This window comes from Streptomyces sp. NPDC058326, from assembly GCF_042879855.1.
Lineage (GTDB): Bacteria > Actinomycetota > Actinomycetes > Streptomycetales > Streptomycetaceae > Streptomyces.
Genome location: NZ_JBHVZO010000032.1, coordinates 1 through 7,228 on the forward strand (window position 1 = coordinate 1; position 7,228 = coordinate 7,228).

Below are 7,228 nucleotides of genomic sequence, written 5' to 3' on the forward strand. Positions count from 1 at the left end.
ATGCGCTCGCGGGCCGTCAGCTTGCCCTTCGCGTGCTGGGCCTCGGTCGCCCGGTCACTCGGGCCGCGAAGCGCCTGCTCACGCAGGACGTGCAGCTCGGCCACTCGGCCACGGGCGTCAGCGGGCTCGCTCGGGATCTGGTCCACAACGGTCATGTACCGACCCTACGAAGTCGAACAAGAAAACCCCGCCGTCCACTCCGAACAGTCTCCCGTGTCGAATCCTGGTGGGGCTGGACAGAACCGGCACCTGCCCAGCCCGAGTCAACAGCTCAGCACCCCTTGTGTTTGTAGGGGTTCCACATAGACCTAGACCAGGACCTCGCAACGGTGGGTGGCTCCGCCGGTGCCGGGCGTGATCCGGAGCCGCAGCGTGCGACCGGTGGCGAGCACCTCGACCGAGGGGTCGTGCGAGAGGACCCGGCGGGCCGGGCCGTCCCAGCGCAGCTCCAGCGGCTGCCCGGTGCGGAGCGGTTCGGAGACCCTCAGGTCGAGCACGGAGCGGCGGCGGCGCACGAGGACGCTCGCCGGCGCGGTGGCCGTGAGGGGTCCCACCGTACCGGCCTGCCAGAGGTTCGCGGCGGTCAGCCCGAGGGACGGGACGGCGACCGCCTGCGCCCCGGCGCCGTTGTCGAGTACGCGCAGCCAGCCGGGGTCGGCCGCGCGGGCGGCGAGCGTACGCCGGGAGGCGCCGGGCATCAGGAGGTACGTGTAGGAGGCGGCGGCCGGGTCCGTGCCGTGGTCGAGCCAGAGGGTCTGGTACCGGCGGGTGCGGCGCTCGGTGGAGCTGGTGGTGTTGATGTCGCTCCAGGCCCCGGTGCGGTCCTCGCGGAGCGTCCGGAGGTCTCCGGACCCGCCGGGGAACACCCAGCCGCCGTGGCCCTCCAGATGCGCCCAGCCGTCGCCGGTGGTGAAGGCCTGGGTGCCGGACTCCCCGAGGAGGCGGTTGTCCACGACCGTCTCGACGGGCACCCCGTCGGTCGCGGTGATCCCCGCGCCGAGGCAGATGACTGCGTCCGCCACGCAGAACCACGACTTGCGGGCCTCCAGGGTGGAGCCGAGCCCCTTCAGGTGCTGGCCGACGGCCGCGTACTCGCCGTCGGTGGCCCCGCCGACCCACCGCACGGCGGGCTTGGGCGCCCCCCACTCGCCGCCCGCCCGGTCGGCGAGGCGCCTGGTGGAGACGGTGGTGCCGGGGAGGCGGTAGGGGTCGACGGTGGGCCAGAACCAGTCGGTGTACTGGTCGCCGAGCTCCGGGGTCCACCAGGAGAGCATTCCCGCGCCGGTGTGCCAGCCGCGGGGGTTCTCGCCGTTGCCGCACTCGTAGTACGAGATCCGGTTCGAGGCCATGGCTATGTTGGCGGCCCAGCCGGGGCGGCGGTGCACGGCCCGGTCCATGGCGGCGAAGAGCCGGTGCCCGGTCGGCTCGGGGGCGGCGGGGAGGGGGGCGGCGGCCACGGCGTGCAGCCGGGCGAGGTCGGCGACGCCGAACTGGCGGGCGGCCAGGACCGGGGAGACGGTGTCCCGCTCGATCCAGCCCTTCACGCGCGCGTGCCAGCGGTCCCGCTCTGCGGGGGAGGCCCCGCCCGCGAGGAGGGCGATGGCGGCGATGACGCCCTGGCCGTGGAAGTGGTCGGAGCGCATGATCCGGCGGTCGTCGTTCTTGAGGTAGCCGCGGCTGATGGCGCGGCCGTTGACGCTGTCCATCATCAGGCCGTCGTAGATGAGGGGCGCGTACGCCTTCTCGACGCTGTCGAGGACGATCTGCCGGTTCGGGTCGGTGACGGCCCAGCTGGATCCGGCGAGGAGCGAGAAGAGCTTGCCGAGGCCGTCGAGCATGACCTGTCCGTAGGTGCCGGAGTAGGCGACCCAGGTGTGCTGGACGAAGGAGCCGTCGGCGTAGAGGCCGTCGCCCTTGGTGACGTACGGGAAGACGGGCGAGAGGGCGTCGCGGGCGAGGGCGATCTTGGCGGGGTTCGCGCCGAGGACTCCGCGCAGGGCCACCGAGCGGCACAGGTCGACGCGGTTGGCGCCGGTGGAGGTGCCGGTGTAGTTCATGAGCACGGAGTCGGGGACGAAGTGGTCGACGGCGGCGCAGGCGGCGGCGATCCGCTCGGCGCCGAGGTGCGGGTGGAGCGCGGCCACGATGTCCATGAGGAGGCGCGGGCTGCCGATCTGCCACTCCCACCAGTTGCCGTAACGCGGGGCGCCGGCCCGGTAGACGGTGCCGGAGAGGTGGTCGAGGCCGCGCAGGACGTCGGCGAGCAGGCCCGGGTCGCCGGTGAGGCCGGTGCCGGGCTGGGCGTACGCCTGGGTCATGGTCCAGAGGCGGCTGTAGCTCTGGGAGATGCCGGCCGGCGGGTCGAAGGGGGCGTCGGGCCAGAGGGAGCCGGCGGCGGGGGCCATGGCGGCGCGGAAGCCACGCGCGAGCGTGCCCGTCTCGGCGAGCCGTGACGCGTAGGGCTCGGCCCCGGCGTCGAAGCCGGAGCCGAGCTGGAGGTCGAGCCAGCGGAGTCTCAGGGCTTCGAACTCGGTGGCCGTGCCGGCCGCGTGGGCGGCGGGCAGCGGCAGCGCGAGGGCGGCGGCGGTGGCGCTCGCGGTGGTCAGGAAGGTGCGGCGGGACCAGAGGGACAGGGACACGGGGAGCCTCCCGGGGGAAGGGGTGGAGACCGGTGGCGCCTGGTGTAACACCGTGTTTCCGACGCAATCAATGAGCACGGCAGTACACGGGGGAAGCGCTTTCCCCCGTGTACTGCCCGGACTGACGGTGCTCAGGGGGCCGCGGAAGGTCAGCTACCGCAGTGGAGGCGGGCGTTGCCCCAGTCCGCGTGGTCGTTTCCGTTGCCGTCACCGCCGTCGTCGACCACCAGGTCGACATAGGAGGCACCGGTGACGTCGGCCGTGAGCGGCCAGGCCGGGTCCGCGGCCTTGAGGACCGGGGACTTCGCCTTCTCGGCGCCGTCCGCGAGGACGCTGAACCGGACGCTGCCCCGGGCGGTCTGGACGTCGTCCACGCCGACCTGGGCGGTGAGCGAGGTGCAGCGCCCGCCCAGGTAGTAGCGGATCTTCGCGGGGGCGTGGCTGCCCAGGCCCTTGGCGTACGTCACTCCCCCGATCCGCAGCGGGGAGCCGTCACCGGTGCCGGTCTCGCCGTTGGAGAGGTCGCGCTCGACGGGTCCCCAGCCGTTGGTGGCCGAGGTCCAGTCCAGGTCACTGGCCCAGCTGTCGGCGGTGGGCGGCGGGGGCAGGGTGCGGGCGGTGGTGGCGGCGGTGAGCTTCCGCGCCTCTCCCCCGAGGGCGTAGGTGAGGGTGGCGCCGAGCGTGTACGGCCGGTAGGCCGCGTCCACCGGCGGGGTGACCTGCCAGGTGGCAGTCGCCTTCCCGCCCGCCGCGACGGTGCCGAGGGTGACGGGCGCGGACGGTTCGGCGGTCCAGCCCTCGGGAAGGGCGAGGACGGCCCGGGCGCCGGTGACGGCGGTGGTCTCGTCGTTGCCGAAGGTGGCCATGACCTGGTTCGGGCGGCCGGGCTCCAGGGTGTCGGGCGCGGTGACGGTGAGCGTGCCGCAGGCGGCGCGCTCGGCGGCCGGGCCCAGGTCGGTGACGGTGAAGGCGTCGAGGACGAAGTCGGCGCCGTCGGGGGCGTCGGCGCGCTTGCGCAGGCCGGTCCAGGTGTCGCCGCATCCGGCGGTGACGGTCTCCGAGAAGCGGCCGCTGGTCCTCTGCTGTCCGACGGGGGTGCGGCGGGTCTCCACCGAGGTGCCGTTCGCGCGGTCATATCCGGTGACCCACTCGTACGCGCCCGCGTGGCTGGACTGGTAGGCGTACTCCACGCGGTAGCTGTGGCCGTCCTTCATCGGGACGGTCCAGGGCGCGGTGCGGTAGACGAGTCCGCTGTTCTCGTCGTGGGACTTGAGGGACTCGGCGCCGCCGATGACGTCGTCGATCAGCTTCCCGTTCCAGCCGGCCTGGGTGTACGGGGCGTGGAGCTGGGCGATGTGGGTGCGCGGGTCGGTCGTACCGCCGGAGTCGCCCTTGAGGAAGGGGCCCCAGCCCTGGTCGACGGCCTCGAAGTCCTCGTACACCAGGGCCCCGGCCTTGGTGGCGGGGGCGTTGGCGACGACCCGGACGTCGTCGATCCGGACGGTCGCGGCGCTGCCGCTCGCGGCCTGGACGGTCAGCGGGGTGGTGCCGCCCGCCGGTGCGGTGAAGGTGACCTTGGCGCGCTGGAAGCGGGTGCCGTTCCAGTCGGAGGCGGCGACCCGGTCCTGGAGCGCGGAGCGTTCGACGGTGACGGACCGGCCGCCCGCGGAGAGGGTGGTGGGCCGCGTCTCGCCGGCCTCGACCTCGATCAGGACGGAGGCGGTGTACCGCTCGCCGGGGGTGAGTCCGGTGATCCGCTGGCGGACCGAGGCGGCGGCGGTGCCGGAGAGCTTCGCGCTGTTGCGGCCCTGGGCGTCGGTGTCACGGGTGACGGTTCCGGACGTGGTCCAGGCGGTGAGCTTCGCGCCGTTGAAGCCGGGGTCCTTCACCGGGGTGCCCTGGCCCCACTTCGGGGCGCGCTGTTCGGGCGCGCGGTCGGGGTACAGCACGTACGGCTGCCCGGCGACGGCGTCGAGGGTGATGTGCCCGTCGGCGGGCTGGACGGTGGCGGTCTTCACCCGGCCGTTGTCGGTGAGCTCGTACACGGAGTACGAGCCGGCGCCGGGCGGTACCTCCCAACGGGTCGTGCCACCGGACCTGTTGTAGTGGTAGAGCTTCTTGCCGTCCTCCCAGGGAAGCAGGTAGGTGTCGCCGTCGAGGACCTTGCGGCCGTTGTCGTGGAAGGTGCGGCGGCCGTTCTCCACGGTGCCGCGGACTCCGCCGGTGAAGGTGAGGTCGTTGCCGTCCCAGCGGGTGATCTTCTGCTGCTGGAGGTACTTGGCTGGCAGGTTCCGCTGCCAGATGTTGGCGGTGAAGTCGTTCCAGTCGGTCTCGCCGGTCCAGCCCTCGAAGTCGACGAGCGCGGTCTGGCCGAGGACCGGGTGGTTGTTCCAGATGTCCTTCTCGCCGTTGCGGATGAAGCGGATGATCTGCGAGTTGAGGCCCTTGTTGGTGGCGCCGCCGTAGTCGAGGTCGTTGGCCCAGTGGGACCAGAGGGAGGACCGCTCGAACTTGTCGGACCACTCGGTGGCGACGTTCCAGCCCTGCGCCTGGACGGCTCGCACCGTCTCGTCGGCGATCCAGCCGTGGGTGTAGTAGACGTCGATGTAGAGCGTGGAGAGGTTGTGGTCGGTCTCGTCGCGGAGCTGCTTGAAGCGGCGGGCGAGGTCGCCGCTGTTGATGTCGCGGCGCTGGTCGATGTAGTAGCTCTGGTTGAGCCAGTTCCAGCCGGGCCTGGTCTTGTCGACGAGGGTCTCGCTGAAGTTCTTCGCCTCGGGGTACGACTCGGTGGCGTTGACGTGGACGCCGAAGTCGGCGCCCCACTTCCGGCCCTCCGCGAGGAGGACGTTGAGGTCGTCGAGGCCGCCGGCCCGCTTGTTGTAGTTGCCGCCGTAGTCGGGGTGCGCGGAGTCGTGGCCCTCGGAGCCGTACCCCTTGAGCAGCGCGAACTGGCCGAGTCCGTCGGTGGCGAGCGAGATCCGCTTGACGTCGTCGAGGGTGCGCAGGAAGGGGTGGGTGGCCTGGGAGGCGAAGTTGAACGGGATGTGGGCGACCACCCGTCCGGGGGTCTGCTCGCTGCCGGGGGCCTTGATCCCGATGGACCGGAAGGCGACGGCTCCGTCCTGCCAGTCGGTGGTGCCGTCGGCGTTGGCGTCGGGGGTCACGACGACCTTGGCCCAGGGCAGGGCGTCGCCGCTCGCGGGCTTCGGCGCGCCTTCGCCGCGGTAGGTCCACTGGCCCGACCAGACGCCGACGCGGGTCTCGGTGCCGCTCTTGCGGGCCTGGTGCCAGAAGCGGGCGGCGTCGCGGGCGGATGCCCCCGAGGGCTTGTCGTAGCTGGAGTTGGACTCGACGGCGGCGGCGAGCCGGGCGGTGTTCACGAGGGCGTAGGTCGCGCCCACCGGGTTCGCTTCGGCGGCGGTCGCGCCGGTGACCCGTGCGAAGACGTCGGCGGTACGGGTGGAGTCCGGGTCGAGCCGGGTGAAGGCGGTCGCGGCGCCGGCGTCGGAGGAGCCGACGGAGACCAGGTCGTGGCCGGGTATGTCGATCGTGCCGACCCGGAAGCCCTCGGTGTCGCGGACGGCGCTCACCCGGAAGGTGGTGGTCCGCCCGTCGACGCTCAGGCTCGCGTCGATCTCGACGCCGGGCAGGTCGGGGAAGGTGAGGGTGTACGCGGCGGAGGAGGCGGTCAGGACGGGGGCGCCCTTCGCCCGGACGGCGTGGGAGGTGCCGTTGAGGACGACGCGCGTGACCGGGGCCGTACTGCCGAGGAGACGTGCGCCGCTCGCGCGGTCGGTGTACGCGAGGACGCGGGGGAAGTCCTCGGCGACGGCCACGGAGAGCTGCGGGGAGGTGATGAGCCGGTCTTCCGCGGTGAGGGCGTCCGCCGTCGTGGCCGCGGCGTCCGCGGGCGTGGCGCCTTCGGCGAGGGCGGGGCCGGCGAGGGCGAACACGGCGGATGAAGCGACGGCGAGCGCGCAGGCCGCACGGATTCTTCGCGATTGGGGGAGGGACATGCGCACTAGTTGGCCCCGCCCCGGCGGCACCGTCAACGAGATCGTGCCGCGCGGGCCCCTCCAGTCCAAGAACCCCCTTCGGTTAGTCCAAGTGACCACCGGAGGGGGCTCTTTCGGGGGCGCGCGTGCGGTCAGCAGCCGCCGCAGTTGTAGAAGGTCACGTCCCAGTGGTTGCCCTCGTCGGCGTAGATGTTGCCCGCGCCGGACTTCCACTGCGGGGCTCCGTCACCGCGGACCCCGATGTAGGTGAAGGTGTTCTTGATGTAGTTCCCGAGGCAGGTGTACTTGCTGAAGTCGAGCTTGTAGCCGTTCCAGTGGGAGTACGTGCCGCTCGCGTGCCCGGTCTCGGTGCCGCCGGTGATGTTGAGGGCGCAGCCGCTGGCGCTCTTGAGGGTCTGGGCGCCCTGGGCGGTGGCGAGGTTGAGCTGCTCGAAGGACGTGCACGTGGAGTTGTAGCGGTCGGAGCAGCCGCCGGACGAGGGCGTGTCCGTAAAGTTGGTGGCTCGTTGCTCTGTTCGTGGTGCGTCGACATGAACTGACGGATGAGTCGTGGGCGTTGATCGCTCCGTTGCT

General features: G+C 72.3%; 3 protein-coding genes. All 3 read right to left on the reverse strand.

Going from position 1 to position 7,228, the window contains the following annotated elements; all coding sequences use genetic code 11:
• Positions 1 to 308: 308 nt before the first annotated feature.
• A complete protein-coding gene (locus tag ACFVYX_RS33560; RefSeq protein ID WP_389685282.1) occupies positions 309 to 2,639 on the reverse strand; it encodes a polysaccharide lyase 8 family protein in 2,331 nt (776 codons plus the stop codon).
• Between the two features lie 149 nt (positions 2,640 to 2,788).
• On the reverse strand, positions 2,789 to 6,655 hold the full coding sequence (locus ACFVYX_RS33565) for an endo-alpha-N-acetylgalactosaminidase family protein (protein WP_389685284.1): 3,867 nt from the start codon (positions 6,653 to 6,655) through the stop codon (positions 2,789 to 2,791).
• A 131-nt stretch (positions 6,656 to 6,786) separates the two neighbouring features.
• Positions 6,787 to 7,228: hypothetical protein (locus ACFVYX_RS33570; RefSeq protein ID WP_389685286.1), on the reverse strand; the 442-nt coding region annotated here is incomplete at its 5' end.